A 20,102-nucleotide genomic window follows, 5' to 3' on the forward strand; every position below is an offset into this window, starting at 1 on the left:
CTTTTTTTCTGAGTACCCGATCCAGGCATCATGCAGTTTCCCGAAATCCCTCCACTCGACGAAGCGCTGCGCCCCGTGCTGCAGGCCGCCATCGATGACAAGACCAAGCCGCTCGGCGCGCTCGGCCGGCTTGAAGCGCTGGCCCTGCAGCTGGGCCTGATCCAGGGCACCGCGCGGCCGGTGCTGCGCCGGCCCACGGTGATCGTGTTCGCCGCCGACCATGGCGTGGCCGACGCCGGTGTCAGCGCCTATCCGGCCGAGGTCACGGCGCAGATGGTGCAGAACTTCCTGGCCGGCGGCGCGGCCATCAACGTGTTCTCGCGCCAGCACGGCATTGCGCTGGAAATCGTCGACGCGGGTGTGCGCGTGCCGCTGCCGGCGGCGCCGGGCCTGGTCAACTGCCGCATTGCCGATGGCACCCGCAACTTCGCCGCCGAGCCCGCGATGACGCCGGCACAGGCGGCCGCGGCGATGACCGCCGGCATGGCGCGCGTGCTGCGCCATGCGCAGCAGGGCTGCAACGTAATCGGCTTCGGCGAGATGGGCATCGCCAATACCTCGGCCGCGGCGTGCCTGATGCAGCGGCTGACCGGCCTGCCGCTGGAGGATTGCATCGGGCGCGGCACCGGGCTGGACGACGCCGGCCTGGCGCGCAAGCGCGAGGTGCTGGCCCGCGCGCTGGCGCGGCATGCCGATGCGCAGGCACCGCTGGACGTGCTGGCCACCTTCGGCGGCTTCGAGATCGCGATGATGGCCGGCGCCTTCCTGGCCGCCGCGGCCAGCCGCATGGTGATCATGGTCGACGGCTTTATCGCCACGGCGGCGCTGCTGGTGGCGCAGCGGCTGGACCCCAACGTGCTGCCGTACTGCGTGTTCACGCACTGCTCGCACGAGCGCGGCCACGGCGCGCTGCTGGCGCAGTTCGAGGCCGCGCCGCTGCTGGCGCTGGACCTGCGCCTGGGCGAAGGCACCGGCTGTGCGCTGGCGTGGCCGCTGCTGGCCTCGGCCGCGGCGTTCCTGAACGAGATGGCCACCTTCAGCGGCGCCGGCGTCAGCACCGCATCGCCATGAGCGTGCCGACCGACCCGGTGCCCGTGCCCGAACCCGGACCCCGCAGCCCCGCGGGCGTGGCCGGCGAACTGCGCTATTTCCTGACGGCGCTGGGCTACTTTACGCGCGTGCCGCTGCCGGGCTGGCTGGCGCGCTGGGTCGGCTTCGAACCCCATTACCTGCATGCCGCCGCACGCTATTTCCCGCTGGTCGGGCTGCTGGTGGGCGGCGCGGGCGCGCTGGCCACCTGGGGCGCGGCGCTGTGGTGGCCGCCCGGCGTGGCCGTGCTGCTGGGCATGGCCGCGACGCTGCTGCTCACCGGCGCCTTCCATGAAGACGGGCTGGCCGATTGCGTCGATGCCTTCGGCGGTGCGTGGCAGCGCGAGGACGTGCTGCGCATCATGCACGATTCGCGCATCGGCGCGTTCGGCGCGATCGCGCTGGTGGTGGCGCTGCTGCTGAAGTGGCAACTGCTGGTGGCGATCGCCGGGCGCGGCGGCATCGCGGTGCTGCTTGCCGTGCTGGTCGCCGCGCATGCCGCCAGCCGCGCGATGGCGGTCAGCTACCTAGCCACGCTGACCTACGTGCGCCCCGAGGGCAAGGCCAAGCCGGTGGCGCAGAAGCTGGCCGGCACGGGCCTGGTGTTCGCGCTGCTGTGCGGGCTGGTGCCGCTGTGGCTGGTGTCGCCAGGTTTCTGCGCGGTGGCGGTCGGGATGCTGCTGGTGCTGCGCCTGCTGCTCGGCCGCTACTTCGTGCGCCGCATCGGCGGCTATACCGGGGATTGCCTCGGCATGGCCCAGCAATGCGCCGAGATCGGACTCTACCTGGTGGCCGCCGCATGGACGTGGTCCTGATCCGGCATGCGCAGCCGCAGGTGCCGGCAGGCACCTGCTATGGCTGCCTCGACCTGCCGCTGCTGGCGCCGCTGACGCCGCCCGCGGCGCGTATCGTTGGCGGCCTGCCGGCTCCCGATCGCATCGTGGCCAGCCCGCTGGCGCGCGCGCTCGGCACGGCACAGGCACTGGCCCGGGCATGGCCTGGCGGCGTGCCGGACATCGACACCGAACCTGCGCTGCGCGAAATCGACTTCGGCAGCTGGGAGGGCGTGGCCTGGGATGCGATCGACCGCGGCGCGCTCGACCAGTGGGCGGCCGACCTGCTGCATGCGCGCCCGCACGGCGGCGAATCGCCGGCGCAGGCGATGGCGCGGGTGGTTGGCTGGGCCGCGACGCTGGCCGAAGCTCGCGCGCAATGTCTGTGGGTGGTCGGCCATGCCGGGCCGATGCGCATGCTGGCGGCACACTGGCTGGGCGTGCCGCTGTCGACCACGGTCAGCTGGGAGCTGGGCTTCGGCGCCAGCTGCGGCTTCAGGCTGGGCCAGGGCGGGGCGCGGCTGGGCTGGTGGAACCGCGCCGGCTGATCAGCGCGCCGGCCGGCGGCTACGCGCGGTGTCGAGGTCCTTGCACAGCTGCGCCGCGCCCTGCACCACGCGCGGGCCGGCACGGTTGAGCAGGTCGCCGTCGATCACGAACAGGTTGTTGCGCGCCACCGCCGTGACCTGCTTCCAGCGCCGCCACATCTCGAAATCCGGCAGCGGCTGGTCCGAGCGCGTGGCGCCCATGCCCGCCGTCACCATCGCTTCCGGATTGCCCGCGATCACCGCTTCGACCGACACCGTCGGCACCAGCGGCGTCTCGGCCGCGAACAGGTTGCGGCCGCCGCACAGCACCAGCATGTCGCTGACCAGGTGCTGGCCGTTGAGCGTCATCAGCGGCTGCTGCCAGACCTGGTAGAACACCGTCACCGGCGGGCGTGCCGCATAAGTTTTGCGCAGCGTTTCCACTTGCTGGCGGAAGCCGTCGGCGGCGCGCCGCGCGGTGGCTTCGGTGCCGAGCAGCGTGCCGAGCTTCTCGATGTTGTCCGGGATTGCCGCCAGCCTGCGCGGCTCGCTGTAGAACAGCGGGATGCCGAGCGCGCGCAGGCGGTCGGCCTGCTTCTGCGCATTGCCGTGGCGCCACACCACGATCAGGTCGGGCTTGAGTGCGGCAATGCGCTCCAGGTCCAGCGCCTTGTTGTCGCCCACGCGCGCGATCTCGCGCGCCTGCGGCGGGTAGTCGCTGTAGCTGACGGTGCCGACGATGCGGTCGCCCGCACCAGCGGCGAACAGCATCTCGGTGACGTGCGGCGCCAGCGAGACCACGCGGCGCGCCGGCTGCGCCAGGGTCACGGTCTGGCCGGCGTCGTCGATGGCGGAGACAGTGGCGCTGGCGGGCAGCGCCGCGAGCAGCAGCGCGCAGGCGAGGACAGGAGTCAGGCGATTCGGCATGGCATGGTCAAGGTCAGGCAGCGGCCGCCAGCGCCGCGTCCAGCCGCTGCCAGGCCAGCGGCTGGTCCGGTGGCAGGCCAAGGCGCAGGCTCGGCGGGCAGCCGCCGGCGGCATCGAAATAACGGGTCCAGACGCCGTGCTGCGCCAGCACGTGTTGCAGCTGCGCCGCGTCGCGATGCGGGACCCAGCAGAACAAGGGATGCATCACCGGCGGCAGGCCGTGGTGTTCCAGCACGGCGGCCAGTCGCGCCCCGCACGCTTGCAGCCGTGCCCGCGTGGCGTGCTGCCACGGCTGGTCGGCCAGCGCGCGGCGCGCCACCTCGCGCGCGGGGCCGGCGACGGTCCAGTGGCCCAGGCGCGCGCGCAGCGCGTCCAGCAGCGCCGGCTGTGCCAGCACGAAGCCGCAGCGGATGCCTGCCAGCCCGTAGAACTTGCCGATCGAGCGCAGCACCACCAGCCCGGGGCGTTCGCTGTGCGCGGCGACGGAACCGCCGGGCAGGCAATCGATAAAGGCCTCGTCGACCAGCAGCGTGCCGCCGCGCGCCGCCAGCGCGGCATGCCAGCGCAGCAGCGTGGCGGCGGGCAGCACGCGCGCGGTCGGATTGTTGGGGTTGACCACGACCAGATGATCGAGCGCGTCGGCCAGATCAGGCCGGTTGAAGTCGGCTTCGTCCAGCAGCACCACGGTGTGCCCCGCGGCGGCGAACGCCGGCGCGTATTCGCTGTACCCCAGCGCGGCGACGCCGACCCGTCCCGGGCGCAGCAGCGCCGGCAGCGTACGGATCGCGGCCTGCGAGCCGGCCACCGGCAGCGTATGGGGCGCGCCGCATGCCGCCGCGGCCAGTTCGGCCAGGCCGTCGTCGTCCTGCGGCAACCTTTGCCACACCTGCGGCGGCAGCATCGGCACCGCATAGCCGTCGGGGTTGATGCCGGTGGACAGGTCGAGCCAGTCGTCGGCCGCGCGGCCGTAGCGACGCACCGCGGCAAGCAGGTCGCCGCCATGGCGGATCGGGGGCAGGGCGGCGGTGCTCATGCCGGTGCGGACACCATCAGTGCGGCAAGCGCGCTGGCGGCTGCCAGTGCCAGCCACAGCCATAGCGTGCGTTCGACCAGCCGCAGACAGGCCATCACATGCGCCGCCTGCGGCGCGGTGCCGGTGCCCAGCGGCGGGCGTTGCTCGATTTCACCGTGATAGCGCGCCGGGCCGCCAAGCCGCACGCCGACGGCGCCGGCTCCCGCGGCCATCACCGGGCCGGCATTGGGGCTCGACCACGCCGGCGCCTGCGTGCGCCAGCAGCGCAGCGCCTGCGCGGTGGCGCCGAGCAGCGCATACGACAGCGCGGTAAGCCGCGCCGGTACCAGGTTGAGCGCATCGTCGAGGCGCGCCGCGGCCCAGCCGAAATGCAGCAGCCGGGGCGTGCGGTAGCCCCACATCGCATCGAGCGTATTCGCCAGCCGGAACACGACCACGGCCGGCGCGCCGCCGGCCAGGAACCAGAACAGCGCGCCGAACACCGCGTCATTGCCGTTTTCCAGCGCCGATTCGCAGGCGGCGCGGGCCAGTGCCTCGGCGTCGGCATCGGCGGTGTCGCGCGAGACGATGCGCGCGGTCAGCGCGCGCGCGGCGGGCAGGTCGGCCGCGCCCAGCGCGTCGGCGATCGGGGCGATATGCTGGTGCAGGCTGCGCGCGCCCAGCGCCGCGTACAGCACCAGCGCATGCAGCGCCAGCGCGGCGAGCGGGTGCCAGCGGGCCGCGGCGGCCACCAGCCACCATGTCAGCGCGGCCGGGACCAGCACCAGCGCGCACCACCCGGCAAGTCCGGCAAGGCGCGGGCGCCATGGAGCATTACGTTGCGAGGGAGGGTTGAGGCGTCGTTCCAATGCGGCCGCGATGCGGCCGAAGCCCACCAGCGGATGCCAGCGGCGCGGCTCGCCGAGCCAGCGGTCCAGCAGTGCCCCGATCCATGCCGCTGCCACGCATGCCGGCCAGGCCAGCATCAGCATGCGGGATCGGGCCCCTTTACCGCCACCGGGATGCCCGCCACCAGCAGCCGCACGCAGTCGGCCGCGGCGGCCAGCTTCTGGTTCAGGCGGCCCAGTTCATCGACATAGAAGCGGGTGATGGCGCCCATCGGGATCACGCCGAAGCCGATCTCGTTCGAGACCAGGATCACGTGGCCGGGCAGCGTCGGCAGCGCGTTGAGCAGCGCCTCGATTTCTTCGGTGAAGGCCGCCGGTGGCGTGATCACGCCATGCTCAGGATAGCTGCGGCCATTGGGGAATAGCAGGTTGTTGATCCACAGCGTCATGCAATCGACCAGGATGCAGCCGTCGTGGCGCGCGTTGGCATAGAGCGCGTCGGCCAGGTGCACCGGCTCTTCGACCAGGCGCCAGTCGGCGGGGCGGCGCGCGCGGTGCAGCGCGATGCGCACCTCCAGTTCCTGGTCCGCGTGGGCCGGGTCCTGGTGCGCGGTGGCGATGTAGGTGACCGGCCCGCCGGTAAGGGTGGCGTGGTCGGTGGCGAGCTGTTCGGCAAAATGGCTCTTGCCGGAACGTGCCCCGCCCAGCACCAGGGTCAGCTGGCGGCCGCCGCTCCCGCTGGCGGCAGCGCGCGGCTGTGCGGCAGGGGCGATGCCGGATGCGTTAGCGGGTGCGATGGCCGGGGTTTCCATCCGCGTATTGTAGCCGCCGCATCCGGGCATGGCACGGCCCGCGTGCGGGCCGGTGCGATAATCCGCCGATGCAACCCGACTCTCCGCAATTCCTGCCGCCGGGTGCCCTGCGCGGCACGTTGATGGTCCAGGGCACCACCTCCGATGCCGGCAAGAGCACCATCGTCGCCGGCCTGTGCCGGGTGCTGGCCCGCGCCGGCACGCGCGTGGCGCCGTTCAAGCCGCAGAACATGGCGCTCAACAGCGCCGTCACCGCCGATGGCGGCGAGATCGGCCGGGCGCAGGCGCTGCAGGCGCAGGCCGCGCGGCTGGCGCCGCATACCGACATGAACCCGGTGCTGCTCAAGCCCAGCAGCGACACCGGCGCCCAGGTCATCATCCACGGCCGCGCGCGGCTGGACCTGGACGCGCGCGCCTACCACGCCTACAAGCCGCAGGCGATGCAGGCGGTGCTGGCCTCGCACGCGCGCCTGGCGCAGGCGCACGAGGTGGTGCTGGTGGAGGGCGCTGGCAGCCCGGCCGAGGTCAACCTGCGCGAGCGCGACATCGCCAACATGGGCTTTGCCGAGCAGGTCGACTGCCCGGTGGTGCTGGTCGCTGACATCGACCGCGGCGGCGTGTTCGCGCATCTCGTGGGCACGCTCGACTGCCTGTCCGAGAGCGAGCGCGCGCGCGTGACCGGCTTCATCATCAACCGTTTCCGCGGCGATATCGGGCTGCTGGAGCCGGGACTGGACTGGCTGGTGGCGCGCACCGGCAAGCCGGTGTTCGGCGTGCTGCCGTACCTGCACGGCCTGCACCTCGATGCCGAGGACGCCATCATCGGCGCGCAGGCCGATGCTGGCCAGGCCGCGCGGCGCCTGCGCGTGATCGTGCCGGTGCTGCCGCGCATCGCCAACCATACCGATTTCGACGCACTGCGCGCGCATCCGCAGGTGGACCTGCAGTTTGTCGGCCCCGGCCGGCCCATCCCGCCTGCCGACCTGGTGGTGCTGCCCGGCAGCAAGAACGTGCGCGGCGACCTCGACTTCCTGCGCGCCCAGGGCTGGGACGCGGCGCTGGCGCGGCACCTGCGCTACGGCGGCAAGCTGGTCGGCATCTGCGGCGGCATGCAGATGCTGGGGCGGCAGGTGCACGACCCCGATGGCCGCGAAGGCCCCGCCGGCAGCAGCGCGGGGCTGGGCTGGCTCGATTATGAAACCACGCTGGCCGCCGACAAGCAGTTGCGCCAGGTGCGCGGCCGGCTTGCGCTGGACCCGGCCGACGCGCCGGTGCGCGGCTACGAGATCCACCTCGGCGTCACCACCGGCAAGGGCCTGGAGCAGCCGGCGCTGTGGCTCGACCGCGGCGACGGCACCCTGCGGCCGGACGGGGCGCGCTCGGCCGATGGCCAGGTGCTGGCCACCTATGTGCACGGCCTGTTCGACGATCCCGCCGGCTGCCAGGCGCTGCTGCGCTGGGCCGGGCTGGAACACGCCCAGGCGGTCGATCTCGACGCGCTGCGTGAAGCGTCGATCGAGCGCCTGGCCGACACCCTGGCCGCGCACCTGGACCTGGCGGCACTGCTGGCGCCGTTGCGGCGCTGAGGTCGTGGCGCTGAGGTTGCGACGGGCAGGCGGCGGCAAGCAGCGGCCCTGCTAGAATCGCGAATCCTTCGCATTCGCATCGTGGCATGGAGATGGCTTTTCCGCCATATTCCGCGCCTTGCAGCGTCCGCTCAACGTACTTCACCCCGTCATGGTTACCGGCCGCCTGCGCGTCGTCCTCGTCAAGCTGCATCGTTATATCGGCCTGAGTCTCGGCCTGCTGTTCGTCCTGATGGGGCTGACCGGCATGACCATCGCCTGGCGCGATGAACTCGACGCCTGGCTCAATCCCGACCTGCTGGTGGCGTCCGCGCCGATGACCGCGCCGGTGACTCCGGACACGGTCCAGGCCGTGACCGAGCGGCTGGCGGCGCCGCCCTACGGCAAGCCCAACCTGCTGATGCTGCCGACCCATGCCGACGGGGTCTTTATCGCCTGGTATCCGGTCAAGGGACCCGGCGGCGTGGTGGCGGGGCGCTCGCGCCAGGTGATGGTCGACCCGGTCACGCTGGCGGTGAAGGGCGAGCGCGTCTGGGGCGAGGCGGGGCTGTCGCGCCAGCTGCTGCTGCCCACGCTGTTCCACCTGCACCGCTACCTGCTGTCGGGCGATACCGGCAAGACCATCACCGGCGTCGCCGGCATGCTGCTGTTGCTGACCACGCTGGTGGGGGTGGCGGCATGGTGGCCCAAGATGAAGCTGCGCTCGGTGGTGCAGGCGTTCCGCATTACGCATGGCGGTTCATGGTCGCGCTTCAACTATTCGCTGCACCGCGCCGGCGGCATCCTGGCCGCGCCGGTGCTGGCCGTGATCGCGTTTTCCGGCTGGTACCTGAACCTGCCCAAGTGGGTCACGCCGATCGTGGCGGGCGTGATGACGGTGACGCCACCGGCCAAGCACGTCTCGGCGCCCGCGCCGGCGGGAGCGCGGCCGCTGGAAGCGGGCGAGATCATGGCCGCGGCGCAGGCGCAGTTCCCGCAGGCGCAGGTCACCCGCATCGGCTTTCCGCGCAAGCCCGGCGACGCCTTCGAGATCCGGCTGTGCCAGCCCGGCGAGGTGCGCCAGCACACCGGCGCCACGCGGCTCTGGCTCGATGCCTGGACCGGCGCGCCCCTGGGCGTGCGCGACCCGCACCAGGCGCCCGCCGGCGACACGCTGCTGAACTGGCAGTTTCCGCTGCATACCGGCGAGGCCTTCGGCCTGCCGGGGCGGATCTTCGTCACGCTGTTCGGGCTGGCGCCGCTGGCATTTGCCGTGACCGGCACGCTGATCTGGTGGAAGCGGCGGCGCGGCCACCAGCGCCATGTGGTGAAGAGCGCGCAGCGCGCCGGCATGCGCCGGGCATGAAAAAAGGCAGGCCTGCGGGCCTGCCTTTTTTTGGCGGACGCGGCTGCGCCGCTCAGATTTCCAGGTTGTCGATCAGCCGGGTCGCGCCCAGCCGGGCCGCGGTCAGGATCACCAGCGGCTCGCCGGCGAGGAATTCCTCGCGCGTCGGTGCCTGCAGGTTGACGCGCTTGCGGATCGACACATAGTCCGGCTTCCAGCCACGCTGTTCCAGCGACGCGCGGGCGCTGGCCTCCACCGCCAGCAGGTCGGCCGAGGCGCGGTCGCCGCCGAGCACGGTGTCGCGCACGTCGTGCAGGGTGCGGTACAGCACCGGCGCCTCGGCGCGCTCGTCCGGGCTCAGGTAGCGGTTGCGCGACGACAGCGCCAGGCCGTCTTCGGCGCGCACGGTCTCGGCGGGAATGATGTCGATCGGCAGTGCGAACTGCTGCACCATCTGGCGCACGATCATCAGCTGCTGGTAGTCCTTCTTGCCGAACACCGCCACGCGCGGCTGCGCGCACGAGAACAGCTTCATCACCACCGTGCACACGCCCTTGAAGAAGCCGGGGCGGAACTCGCCTTCGAGGATGTCGCCCAGGTCGTGCGGCGGCTCGACGCGGTATTCCTGCGGCACCGGGTACATGTCGCGCTCGGAGGGCGCGAACAGCACGTAGACGCCTTCGCTCTGCAGTTTTTCGATGTCGTCCTGCAGCGTGCGCGGGTACTTGTCGAAATCCTCGTTCGGGCCGAACTGCAGGCGGTTGACGAAGATGGATGCCACCACCGGGTCGCCGTGCTGGCGCGCCAGGCGCATCAGCGACAGGTGGCCTTCGTGCAGGTTGCCCATGGTGGGGACGAAGGCCGCGCGGTTCTGGCCGCGCAACTGGTCCCGCAGCTCTTGGATGGAGGAAATGACTTTCATCTGCCTTGGTGTGCTGGTCGTGTAGGGGTGACCCGGACGCCGGTCCGCGGCGCGCGGCGGCTGCCGTGCCGGTCTGGGCCGGCTGTCGGCGGATTGTAGATCAACTGGGGCGGGGCTGGCCTCGGCGGTTCGGACGGGTCAGCTGGGGCTGTACGCCAATCGCACATAAATCGGCGCGAACGGCTCGGCCTGGGTGATCTCCACCAGCGATTCGCGCGACAGCTCGAGCATGGCGATGAAGTTCACCACCACCACCGGCACGCCCTTGCCGGAGCGCACCGCGTCCTCGAACAGCTCCGAGAACTCCATGAAGCGCGCATGCTGCAAACGGCGCAGGATCTGGCTCATGTGCTCGCGCACCGACAGCTCCTCGCGCGAGATCTTGTGGTGCTGGTTGAGCTTGGCGCGCTTGAGCACGTCGGCCCAGGCCGCCTGCAGGTCGACGGTTTCCACGTCGGGAAAGCGCGGCGCCAGGCTCTGTTCGATATACACCTGCGAGCGCAGGAAGTCGCGGCCCAGCTGCGGCACCGTATCCAGGCGCTGCGCGGCCAGCTTCATCTGCTCGTATTCCAGCAGGCGGCGCACCAGCTCGGCGCGCGGGTCCTCGGCTTCCTCGTCGCTGTCGGCCTTCTTGACCGGCAGCAGCATGCGCGACTTGATCTCGATCAGCATCGCCGCCATCAGCAGGTATTCCGCCGCCAGCTCAAGGTTGGTCTTGCGGATCTGCTCGATATACGACAGGTACTGCCGCGTGACCTGCGACATCGGGATGTCGAGGACATTGAAGTTCTGCTTGCGGATCAGGTACAGCAGCAGGTCCAGCGGGCCTTCGAAGGCTTCGAGGAAGATCTCGAGCGCGTCCGGCGGGATGTAGAGATCCTGCGGCAGCTTGAACAGCGGCTCGCCGTACAGGCGCGCGAACGCCATCCCGTCGACCATGTCGGCGGGGCCGGCCGGGCCGGCGGCGGCGGGCGCCACGGCGGGCAGCTCCACGGGCAGCGGCAGCTTGTCCTGGTCGGCTGCGCTCATGGTGCGCTCGGCTCGGGGGCGGCGGGGATCAGTTGTCCTGCGAGTAGACGTAGGGCTTCTGCGCCACGCGCGAAGCCTGGGCGCGGGCGCGCTCTTCGAGGTCGATCGGTGCCTTGTCCCACAGCAGGGCGCGGCCGTCGCGCTGCTCGGCCTCCAGCGTCGGGCGCTCTTGCTTGAGCTGCTTCAGGAACTGGGTGATATCGGATTCGTAGAGGGCCATGTTCAACCGGGATGCACCCGTGCGGGCGCCAGATAGGTACAGTGGGCCATGATTTTACAGTATCGGCCCCCCGGGATGCACGCCAGACCGTAGCCGGGGGCCGCGACGGCACCGCAACGCGTGGGAAAGTTCCGGGCGCGCGGCCGGGTGTGGTCAAATACCGACTTTGTATGTGTGGACAATGGGGCGATGCCGCAAGACACCGCTAACACCGCTGACTCGGCTGGCCGTGCCGCCAGGAGCCTGGCCGCGCGCGCACCGGGCGTGCTCGCGGCGCTGGTGCTGGCACTTGCCGCGGGTGCGGTCCAGGCCGCCTACAAGGTCGAGGTCGAAGCGCCCAAGCCGATCCGCGAGATGCTCGAGGAGCACCTCGACCTGGCCCGCTACAAGGATCGCACCGACCTGTCGCAGGACCAGTTCGACTACATGGTCGAGACCGTCGGCGAGCAGGTGCGGGCCTTCACCTCCACCGAAGGCTATTTCGATCCCACCACCACCACCCGCGTCGAGCGCGAGGGCGACCAGCGCGTGGTCCATGTGATGGTCGACCCCGGCGCGCGCACGCTGATCCGCAACGTCGACCTGCAGGTGACCGGCCCGGCGGCGACCCAGTCGCCCGAACAGGTGGCGGAGATGAAGGCCAAGTGGGGCCTGCCCGCGGGCGAGCCGTTTCGCCAGGACGACTGGGACAAGGCCAAGGAAGACGCGCTGGTGACGCTGCAGAGCCATACCTACTACGGCGCGCGGCTGGCCGCGTCGCAGGCGCGGGTCGAGCCGGACGAGCTGCGCGCGGACTTGTCGGCGCACTACGTCAGCGGCCCGGCCTACCGCCTGGGCCCGCTCAAGGTCACGGGCACGCGCCGCTACCCGGAACAGATCATCGTCAACGTCAACCCGCTCAATGAGGGCGAACCGTACCGGGTCGAGCGGCTGCTGGAGCTGCAGCGCGCGATCCAGAACCAGCCGTATTTCTCCAACGTGCAGGTCGACCTGGAGCCGCCGCCGGATGCCGAGCAGGCGCCGGACGGGGTGGTCACCGCGCCGGTGTCGGTGCGCGTGCGCGAATATCCGGTGCACCGGCTCAACAGCGGCGTCGGCTTTACCACCGATACCGGGGCCCAGGTCGAAGGGCGCTATTCCTACTACAACCTGTTCAACCGCGCCTGGACCTTCGATTCGCAGGCGCGCATCGAACAGAAGCGCTCTTACCTGTTCGCCGAGGCGGCGATGCCGCCGTCGCGCGGTGCCTACCGCAACAGCGTCTACAGCAGCTACGAGCGCACCATCGATATCGAGAACACCGACACCACCAGCCTGCGCGCGGGCCTGAAGCGCTCGCGCTCGCGCGAGAAGTACGACGTGACCACGTCGCTGGATTTCTACTACGACAAGCTGCTGCCGGTGGGCCAGGCCAGCCAGATCAGCAAGGCGCTGGTGCCGGCCTTTGCCTGGACCCGGCGCGATGTCGACAACCCGGTATTCCCGCGCCGCGGCAACGTCATCAACACCCAGATCGGGGTGGCCGCCAAGAACCTGCTCAGCGATGCCACCTTCCTGCGGCTGTACGGCCGGATCCGCCAGTACGTCCCGGTGGGCAAGCGCGATCTGGTGGTGGCGCGGCTGGAGCTGGGCGCCAACGTCACCGGCGACAGCGCCAGCCAGATCCCGGCGACGCTGCGCTTCCGCGCCGGCGGCACCGACTCGATCCGCGGCTACAGCTACCAGTCGATCGGCACGCCCAGCGGCGCCAGCATCCTGCCGGCCAAGTACCTGGCCACCGGCAGCCTGGAGTACCAGTACTGGTTCAAGCCGGACTGGGGCGTGGCCGTGTTCTGGGATGCCGGCACCGCCGCCAACGACCTGCGCGGCGTGACCATCTACAACGGCGTGGGCGTCGGCGTGCGCTGGCGCACGCCGGTGGGCCCGCTGCAGCTGGACGTGGGCTATGGCATCCAGGAGCAGCAGTTCCGGCCGCATATCTCGCTGGGGGTGGCGTTCTGATGAACGTGCACGACCTGCCTTCCGTGCCCGGCGGCGGCGACGCCGCGCCGCCGCCGTCCGGTCCGGCACCGCGCAAGCGCCGGCGGCTGTGGCGCGCGCTGGGCTGGCTGGCCGGCATCCTGCTGTTGCTGGTGGTGGTGCTGGCGGCCGCCGGCGTGGCGGCGCTGCGCACCGAAACCGGCACGCGGCACCTGTGGACGCTGGCCACGCGGCTGTCGGCCGGCATGCTCGGCGGCCGCCTGGAAGGCGGCACCGTGGCGCACGGCCTGCGCCTGCGCGACGTGGTGTTCGTGAGCGGCCAGACGCGCGTGACGGTCGACCGCGTCGACGGCAGCTGGAAGCTGAGCTGGCAGCCGCGGCGGCTGCATGTGCAGTGGCTGCGCATCGGCAAGGCCGAAGTTCGGCTCGGGCCGTCCGAGCCCAGCACGGAGCCGATGCGCAAACCCGCTTCGCTCGAACTGCCGCTGGCCGTCGATGTCGATGCGCTGACGCTCGAGCGCCTGGCGCTGGTGCAGGGCCCGGCGCCCACCGCCGAGCCGATGGTGTTCGGCAACCTGTCAGGCGCGCTGCACAGCGACGGCCAGCGCCACCGCGTCAGCGTCGACAAGCTGGAAACGCCCTACGGCAAGCTCGCCGCCAACGCGCAGCTGGGCGCCGCCGCGCCGTTCGCGCTCAGCGCCGAAGCCTTGCTGGAAAGCAGCTGGCAGGACGAGGCCTTTGCCGTCAATGCCACCGCCAACGGCAACCTCGACGCCTTGCGCGCCGAAGTCCAGGCCAGCGGCGACCGCATCCGCCTGCGTGCCGGCGCCGACCTGACGCCGTTCGGCAAGGTCCCGTTCACGCACCTGCTGGTCGACGGCGACCGCATCAACCCGCGCCTGTTCAGCCCGTCGGCGCCGCACGCCAACCTGACCGTGCATGCCGAGCTGCGGCCGGTGGATGGCGTGGCGGCCGGCAGCAACGCGGCGGGTGCTTCGGCGCCTGCGGCTTCCGCGCCGGCCGCCTCCGCGCCATCGCCGGCATCGGCGGCCTCTGCCCCCGCGGCCGCGCCCGCGCCGGCGCCGCTGGCGGTCGCCGGCGAGATCGAGATCCGCAACCTGGAGGCCGGCCCGCTCGACCGCGAGCGGCTGCCGGTGCAGTCGGTGCGCGCCCGGGTCGAACTGAGCGAGGCGGCGCAGACGGTGTCGAACCTGCGCGTGGCGCTGCCCGGCAAGGCCGAGATCGCCGGCAGCGGCTCGCTGCGCGGCGGCCGCGGCGGCTTCGACCTGGACGTGCGCAGGCTGGACCCGGCGGCGCTGCATGGCTCGCTGACCAGCGCCAGCCTGTCAGGCCCGGTGGTGGTCCGCATCGAGCCGGGCCGCCAGAGCGTGGCGCTGGACCTGTCGGGCGGCCAGCTCAAGCTATTTGCCGACGCCAGCATGGACGCCGAGACCGTGACCCTGGCCGCGCTGCGCGCCGTGGTCGGCACCGGCCTGCTGACCGCCGAGGGCAAGCTGGGGCTGAAGGACAAGCAGCCGTACAGCTTCAAGGGCAAGCTGTCGGCGTTCGATCCGTCGCGCCTGGCCAAGGTGGCCGCGGGCCGGATCAATGCGGATTTCACCGCGACCGGCGAACTCGCGCCGCAACTGGGCGTGGCGCTGGACTTCGCCGTGCATGAAAGCGAATACGCGGGCCTGCCGATGACCGGCGGCGGCAAGCTGCGCCTGGCGGGAGAGCGGCTGTTGCCGAGCGAGGCCGCGCTCAGCATGGCCGGCAACCAGGCCAGCCTGCGCGGCAGCTTCGGCGCGCGCGGCGATGCGCTGAAACTGGCGGTCGATGCGCCGCAACTGGAGCGCCTGAAGTTCGGCGTGGCCGGCCAGCTCAAGCTCGACGCCACCATCACCGGCACGCTGAAGAAGCCCGAGGTGGTGGCCGACTACAACGCGCAAACGCTGGAAGTGGGCCCCCACAAGTTGGCCAGCGCCAGCGGCCGCGCCGAGATCCGCGGCGGGCTCGACGGCCCACTGTCGGTGCAACTGGCGGCGCGTGGCTACCGTGGCCCGCATGCCAGCCTCGCCACGCTCGACGCGACCCTCAACGGCACCCAGGCCAACCACGGCTTCGACGTCAAGGCGGCCGGCAGTATGAATCAGCGGCCCCTGCAGCTGGCGCTGGCGGGTCAGGGCGCGTGGCGGGGCAAGGACGGCTGGAACGGCACCATCCGGACGCTGGAAGAGCGCGGCACCGTCAACCTGCGCCTGGCCGCGCCGACGCAGCTGCTGGTGGCCGACCAGCGCGTGCGCCTGGGCGCGACGCGCCTGCTGCTGGACCGCGCCACGCTGGTGATCGACAGCCTGGACTGGGACCACGGCCGCATCCGCAGCGCCGGCAGCCTCGACGGCCTGCAGGTGGCGCGCGTGCTGGAGCTGATGGAAACCATCACCGGCGAGCGCCCGCCGGTGCGTTCCGACCTGGTCATCGACGGCCGCTGGAACCTGGCGCTGGCCGAGACCGCCAGCGGGTTTGCGGAAGTGCGCCGGCGCAGCGGCGACCTGTCGGTCAACGCGGGCCGGGGCTTCACCACGCTCGGCCTGGGCGAGACCAGCCTGCGCGCCGACGCCGGCGGCAACCGCATCGCGCTGCGCGGCGGCATGGTGTCGGGGCGCATCGGCAAGGTGGTGGTCGATGCCTCGGCCGGGCTGGTGCAGGAGCAGGGGCTGCAGACCGTGGGCCCGGCCTCGACGCTGGGCGGAACCGTCACCGTCGACGTGCCGCGGCTGAAGTCGCTGGAAGCGCTGACCGGCCCGCAGTACGCCTTCGACGGCCGCCTGGCCGCGGCGATGCGGCTGGCCGGCACGGTGGCGGCGCCGCTGCTGACCGGCACCATCAATGGCGACGACCTCGCGGTCACGCTGTACGACCAGGGGTTGCGCCTGACCGACGGCACCGTGCGCGTGGTGCTGGACCAGAACACGGTCGAGCTCAGGCAGGTGGAGTTCCATGGCGGCGAGGGCAAGCTCACCGCCACCGGCAATATCAAGCTGGGCGAGGCCGATCCCAACCTGACCGGCCGCATCGTCGCCGACAAGCTGCAGCTGTTCGCCAGCCCGGAACGCACCCTCGTGGTGTCGGGCGATGCCAGCATCGCCAACGAGAACAAGCAGGTGGTGATCCGCGGCAAGTTCCGCGTCGACCGGGGGCTGTTCGACCTGCCCAAGGCCGGTGCCCCGGTGCTGGGCGACGATGTCGTGGTGATCCGGCGCAAGGACCAGCGCGCGGTCAAGACCGCGGCCACGCCGGTGCCGGAAAGCAAGCCCGCCAGCCGCTTCAGCCCGCTGATCGACCTGACCGTCGACCTTGGCAACAACTTCCGCTTCCGCGGTGCCGGCGCCGACCTGCTGCTGGCCGGGCAGATGGGCGTGAAGAGCGAACCGCTGGCGCCGATGAAGGCCACCGGCACGGTGCGCGTCACCGACGGCACCTACGAGGCCTTCGGGCGCAAGCTGGACATCGAACGCGGCATCATCAATTTCAACGGCCCGATCGACAACCCGAACATGAACATCCGCGCCATGCGCCGCAACCAGGAGGTCGAGGCCGGCGTCGAAGTCACCGGCACGGTGCGGCTGCCGCGCGTGCGGCTGGTGTCGGAGCCCAACGTGCCCGACGAGGACAAGCTGTCGTGGCTGATGTTCGGCTACGGCGCGGAAAGCGCGGGCGCCGGCCAGCAGCGCCAGCTGAGCGGCTCGGCACTGGGCGGCGCCGCGCTGGGGCTGATCGGCGGCAAGGCCGGCAAGGGCATCGTCTCGCATTTCGGCATCGACGAATTCTCGATCGGGCCCAGCACCGCGGGCCTGAACGACCAGCAGGTGGTCAGTATGGGCAAGGCCATCACCGACCGCATGTCGGTCGGCTACGAGCAGAGCCTGACCTCGGCCTCGAACGTGGTGAAGCTGAGCTGGCAGTTCTCGCGGCGCTGGTCGCTGATTGCCAAGGGCGGTTCCATCAACGGTTTGTCGGTCTTGTTCAACCGCCGCTTCGATACCTGGGCCAACCTGTTCAGCGGGGCCCCGAATCGCGGCACCAGGAGGAGCCAGCAGGATGAAAGCCAGCCACTCGACCCCCAGGGCGCCGCACAGGCGGCCTCGGCCGTCATCGCCGAGCCGGTGCGCCGATGACTTCCCTTCGACCTTTGCCGCGTCGCCACGACGCCTTGCCGCCATGGGACTGATTGCCTCGATGCTTGCGCTGTTCGGCTGCGACCAGCAGAAGGTCGACGAAGCCATGAAGAAGGCGGGCGAGACCGCGCGCAACACTTGGAACGCGATCAAGCCCGACAGCGAGCTGTTCAAGGGCATCGTGCCGGGCCAGTCGACCGAGGAAGACCTGCGCCGCCAGGCCGGCAAGCCCGAGATCGTCTGGGAAGAGGCCGACGGCGGGCGCCGCCTGGAATACCCGCGCGGCCCCGAGGGCACCACCACGTGGATGGTCACCATCGGCGCCGACGGCAAGGTCGCTAAGATCGAGCAGGTGCTGTCGGCCGAGAATTTTGCGCGCGTGCGCGCCGGCATGAGCAAGGACGATATCCGCCGCCTGCTGGGCAAGCCCACCAAGGTGGAAGCGTTCGCGCTGAAGAAGGAAGAGGTGTGGGGCTACCGCTGGATGGAAACCTCGACCGACAAGGCCTTCTTCAACGTGCATTTCAACAGCGACGGCACGGTCACCACGACCTCGCGCAGCGACGATCCGTCGCGGATGCAGGGCGGCTGAGGCGTACCGCGTCACGGGCGTGCCGCGGGATGCAACCCTCTCCCGCGTGCCGGGAGAGGGTGCAGCGATAAAAGACGATCAGCCGATGCGCATGCCCGGCACCGCGCCGCTGTGCGGCTCCAGGATGTACAGGCCGGGCGCGGCCTTTTCATCCGCGGCCGAGGCCGCCAGTACCATGCCTTCGGAGACACCGAACTTCATCTTGCGCGGCGCCAGGTTCGCCACCACCACGGTCAGCTTGCCGACCAGCTGCTCGGGCGAGTAGGCCGACTGGATGCCGGAGAACACGTTGCGCGTGCGGCCTTCGCCGAGATCCAGCGTCAGCTGCAGCAGCTTGTTCGAGCCCTCCACCTTCTGGCATTCGACGATCCTGGCCACGCGCAGGTCGATCTTGGCGAAGTCGTCGATGGTGATGGTGTCGGCGATCGGCTCGATTGCTGCGTTGCCGCTGGCGGCCGGCGCCGCGGTCGCCTGCAGCGATTCGCGGTTGGCGGCCAGCAGCGCGTCGACCTGCTTGGCGTCGACGCGCGTCATCAGGTGCTGGTAGGGCTGCACCGGGCTGGCGGCCGACAACTGCTGGTCGATCGCGCGCCAGTCCAGCGGCGCGACGTTGAGGAAGCGCTCGACGCCGGCGGCCACGTTGGGCACCACCGGCTTCAGGTAGATGGTCAGCAGGCGGAACGCCTCCAGCGAGACCGAGCACGCCGCATGCAGCGCGGCGCGCTTGCTGTCGTCCTTGGCCAGCTCCCACGGCTTCTCGGTGTCGACGAAGGCGTTGACGGCGTCGGTCAGTTCCATCACCAGGCGCAGCGCCTTGCTGTACTCGCGGCTTTCATACAGGTGCGCCACCTGCGGCGCGGCCTGGCGCAACTGCTCGAGTAGCGGATGGGCGAGGGCGGCCTCATCGACCTTGCCGTCGAAGCGCTTGACCAGGAAGCCCGCGGCGCGGCTGGCGATGTTGACGTACTTGCCGATCAGGTCGCTGTTCACGCGCGCGATGAAGTCGTCGAGGTTCAGGTCGAGGTCTTCCATGCTGGCGTTGAGCTTGGCGGCGAAATAGTAGCGCAGCCACTCCGGGTTCATGCCGGTGTCGATGTAGCTCTGCGCGGTGATGAAGGTGCCGCGCGACTTGCTCATCTTGGCGCCGTCCACGGTCAGGAAGCCATGGGCGAACACATTGGTCGGGGTGCGGTAGCCCGAGAAGCGCAGCATCGCCGGCCAGAACAGCGTGTGGAAATACAGGATGTCCTTGCCGATGAAGTGGTACTGCTCGGCGGTCGAGTGCGGGCCGACCCAGGCATCGAAATCGATGCCGCGCTGCTGCGCCAGGTTCTTGAAGCTGGCGTAGTAGCCGATCGGCGCGTCCAGCCACACGTAGAAGTACTTGCCCGGCGCGCCCGGGATCTCGAAGCCGAAGTAGGGCGCATCGCGCGAGATGTCCCAGTCGGACAGGGTCGAGGCCTCGCCCTCGACGCCCAGCCATTCCTGCATCTTGTTGGCGGCTTCGGGCTGCGCCAGGTCGGCCACCCACTCGCGCAGGAAGCTCTCGCAGCGCGGATCGGACAGCTTGAAGAAGTAGTGGGCCGACGACTTGCGCACCGGCGTCGCGCCCGACACCACCGAGTAGGGGTTCTTCAGGTCGGTCGGCACGTAGGTGGTGCCGCATACCTCGCACGAATCGCCGTACTGGTCCTTGGCGCCGCACTTCGGGCACTCGCCCTTGATGAAGCGGTCGGGCAGGAACATGTTCTTGACCGGGTCGTAGAACTGCTCGACCTCGCGCTCGGCGATCAGGTCCTCGGCCTTCAGGGACAGGTAGATCTTTTCGCACAGCTCGCGGTTTTCCTCGGCGTCGGTGCTGTAGTAGTTGTCGAACGACACCAGGAAGCTGTCGAAATCGCGCTTGTGCTCGGTCCAGACGCGGTCGATCAGCTGCTTCGGGGTGATGCCTTCCTTCTCGGCACGCAGCATGACCGGGGTCCCATGGGTGTCGTCGGCGCCGACGTAGTAGACCTCGTTGCCCATCATGCGCTGGAACCGCACCCAGATATCGGTCTGGATGTACTCCACCAGGTGGCCGATATGGATCTGGCCGTTGGCGTAGGGCAGGGCGGATGTGACGAGGATGCGACGTGCGGTCATAAACAGGAGCCGGTCAGGAGCGGGGAAATCGAGGGGGACGGCGCCAGCCAGGACGGGCGGGCGCGTGCCGGGAAGGGGCTA

16 protein-coding genes are annotated in these 20,102 nt (G+C 70.6%); 8 read left to right on the forward strand and 8 right to left on the reverse strand.

Features of this window, described 5'->3' with window-relative positions:
- Positions 1 to 30 precede the first annotated feature (30 nt).
- The 3 genes from cobT to U9J39_RS04145 are packed head-to-tail and all read left to right on the forward strand — an operon-like array spanning position 31 to position 2,470.
- Entirely contained in the window at positions 31 to 1,071 is a 1,041-nt protein-coding gene (gene cobT, locus U9J39_RS04135) for a nicotinate-nucleotide--dimethylbenzimidazole phosphoribosyltransferase (RefSeq protein WP_115710584.1), read from the forward strand.
- Complete coding sequence (locus tag U9J39_RS04140) at positions 1,068 to 1,904, forward strand: adenosylcobinamide-GDP ribazoletransferase (RefSeq protein WP_326346581.1); 837 nt, start codon at positions 1,068 to 1,070, stop codon at positions 1,902 to 1,904. The genes cobT and U9J39_RS04140 overlap by 4 nt, the downstream gene beginning before the upstream one ends.
- Positions 1,889 to 2,470 carry a histidine phosphatase family protein gene (locus U9J39_RS04145; protein ID WP_326346582.1) on the forward strand — a complete coding sequence of 194 codons (582 nt, stop codon included), beginning with the start codon at positions 1,889 to 1,891 and terminating at the stop codon, positions 2,468 to 2,470. The genes U9J39_RS04140 and U9J39_RS04145 overlap by 16 nt, the downstream gene beginning before the upstream one ends.
- On the opposite strand, the gene U9J39_RS04150 is transcribed toward U9J39_RS04145, so the two are convergent.
- Genes U9J39_RS04150 through cobU form a run of 4 tightly spaced genes read right to left on the reverse strand, consistent with a single transcriptional unit; the run spans position 2,471 to position 6,078 of the window.
- A complete protein-coding gene (locus tag U9J39_RS04150; RefSeq protein ID WP_116313295.1) occupies positions 2,471 to 3,376 on the reverse strand; it encodes a cobalamin-binding protein in 906 nt (301 codons plus the stop codon).
- 13 nt (positions 3,377 to 3,389) lie between these two features.
- Positions 3,390 to 4,409 carry a threonine-phosphate decarboxylase CobD gene (gene cobD / locus U9J39_RS04155; protein ID WP_326346583.1) on the reverse strand — a complete coding sequence of 340 codons (1,020 nt, stop codon included), beginning with the start codon at positions 4,407 to 4,409 and terminating at the stop codon, positions 3,390 to 3,392.
- Positions 4,406 to 5,380 (reverse strand): CobD/CbiB family cobalamin biosynthesis protein, encoded by a 975-nt coding sequence (locus tag U9J39_RS04160; protein WP_116312981.1) that lies wholly within the window; start codon positions 5,378 to 5,380, stop codon positions 4,406 to 4,408. Before U9J39_RS04160 ends, cobD begins: the two co-directional genes overlap by 4 nt.
- On the reverse strand, positions 5,374 to 6,078 hold the full coding sequence (gene cobU, locus U9J39_RS04165) for a bifunctional adenosylcobinamide kinase/adenosylcobinamide-phosphate guanylyltransferase (RefSeq protein ID WP_115710576.1): 705 nt from the start codon (positions 6,076 to 6,078) through the stop codon (positions 5,374 to 5,376). The genes U9J39_RS04160 and cobU overlap by 7 nt, the downstream gene beginning before the upstream one ends.
- Before the next feature lie 38 nt (positions 6,079 to 6,116).
- Here cobU and U9J39_RS04170 point away from each other — a divergent pair, with 38 nt between their 5' ends.
- Together U9J39_RS04170 and U9J39_RS04175 are read left to right on the forward strand one after the other, a co-directional pair.
- The gene (locus U9J39_RS04170; protein ID WP_326346584.1) at positions 6,117 to 7,634 is read left to right on the forward strand and encodes a cobyric acid synthase; all 1,518 of its coding nucleotides are present in this window, start codon (positions 6,117 to 6,119) and stop codon (positions 7,632 to 7,634) included.
- 151 nt (positions 7,635 to 7,785) lie between these two features.
- Complete coding sequence (locus tag U9J39_RS04175) at positions 7,786 to 8,979, forward strand: PepSY-associated TM helix domain-containing protein (protein ID WP_115710572.1); 1,194 nt, start codon at positions 7,786 to 7,788, stop codon at positions 8,977 to 8,979.
- A 52-nt stretch (positions 8,980 to 9,031) separates the two neighbouring features.
- Here the strand turns inward: U9J39_RS04175 and panC are convergent, their stop codons facing one another.
- The 3 genes from panC to U9J39_RS04190 form a co-directional block, all read right to left on the reverse strand.
- Complete coding sequence (panC, locus tag U9J39_RS04180; protein WP_018008058.1) at positions 9,032 to 9,880, reverse strand: pantoate--beta-alanine ligase; 849 nt, start codon at positions 9,878 to 9,880, stop codon at positions 9,032 to 9,034.
- 138 nt (positions 9,881 to 10,018) lie between these two features.
- The gene (locus U9J39_RS04185) at positions 10,019 to 10,909 is read right to left on the reverse strand and encodes a segregation and condensation protein A (RefSeq protein ID WP_115710570.1); all 891 of its coding nucleotides are present in this window, start codon (positions 10,907 to 10,909) and stop codon (positions 10,019 to 10,021) included.
- A 28-nt stretch (positions 10,910 to 10,937) separates the two neighbouring features.
- Positions 10,938 to 11,129, reverse strand: coding sequence for a DUF3460 family protein (locus tag U9J39_RS04190; protein ID WP_018008060.1), 192 nt, complete (start codon positions 11,127 to 11,129; stop codon positions 10,938 to 10,940).
- A 189-nt stretch (positions 11,130 to 11,318) separates the two neighbouring features.
- On the opposite strand from U9J39_RS04190, the gene U9J39_RS04195 reads away from it, so the two are divergent.
- Genes U9J39_RS04195 through bamE form a run of 3 tightly spaced genes read left to right on the forward strand, consistent with a single transcriptional unit; the run spans position 11,319 to position 17,879 of the window.
- On the forward strand, positions 11,319 to 13,130 hold the full coding sequence (locus U9J39_RS04195; protein WP_116312978.1) for an autotransporter assembly complex protein TamA: 1,812 nt from the start codon (positions 11,319 to 11,321) through the stop codon (positions 13,128 to 13,130).
- Positions 13,130 to 17,287: a translocation/assembly module TamB domain-containing protein gene (locus tag U9J39_RS04200; protein WP_326346585.1), complete on the forward strand. Its 4,158-nt coding sequence runs from the start codon at positions 13,130 to 13,132 to the stop codon at positions 17,285 to 17,287. The genes U9J39_RS04195 and U9J39_RS04200 overlap by 1 nt, the downstream gene beginning before the upstream one ends.
- A gap of 43 nt (positions 17,288 to 17,330) precedes the next feature.
- Positions 17,331 to 17,879, forward strand: a complete 549-nt coding sequence (gene bamE / locus U9J39_RS04205) for an outer membrane protein assembly factor BamE domain-containing protein (RefSeq protein WP_115680966.1) — start codon at positions 17,331 to 17,333, stop codon at positions 17,877 to 17,879.
- Between the two features lie 78 nt (positions 17,880 to 17,957).
- Here bamE and metG read toward each other — a convergent pair whose 3' ends face one another.
- On the reverse strand, positions 17,958 to 20,021 hold the full coding sequence (gene metG, locus U9J39_RS04210) for a methionine--tRNA ligase (RefSeq protein ID WP_326346586.1): 2,064 nt from the start codon (positions 20,019 to 20,021) through the stop codon (positions 17,958 to 17,960).
- Positions 20,022 to 20,102: the final 81 nt, after the last annotated feature.

Origin of the sequence: Cupriavidus sp. SS-3 (assembly GCF_035818815.1) — a bacterium.
Lineage (GTDB): Bacteria > Pseudomonadota > Gammaproteobacteria > Burkholderiales > Burkholderiaceae > Cupriavidus > Cupriavidus taiwanensis_C.